Annotated in this window: 1 protein-coding gene; it reads left to right on the top strand. The window is 55.7% G+C overall.

Features of this window, described 5'->3' with window-relative positions; genetic code table 11:
* Window positions 1–230: VCBS domain-containing protein (locus DB48_RS08180; RefSeq protein ID WP_041509810.1), on the top strand; the 230-nt coding region annotated here is incomplete at both ends.

Raw genomic sequence — 230 nt, 5'->3', positions numbered from 1 at the left:
GTGGATGTCAACAACACCCACAGCGTCACCGAGGTCTACAACAATGACATCAGCTGGAGCGGTGGTGACCTCACCAACGTACTCAGCGCCGGCCAAATTCAGAGCCTCATCGATGGCTTCAGCGTCGACAGCGACAGCTGGGATTACAGCATCCTCAACAGTGATGTGCAGTTCCTCGCCCTGGGTGAGACCATCACCTTAAGCTTCGAGGTCACGGTCACCGATAACGA

Origin of the sequence: Shewanella sp. cp20 (genome assembly GCF_000832025.1) — a bacterium.
GTDB lineage: Bacteria > Pseudomonadota > Gammaproteobacteria > Enterobacterales > Shewanellaceae > Shewanella.
This window is presented reverse-complemented; position numbering and strand designations above follow the sequence as displayed.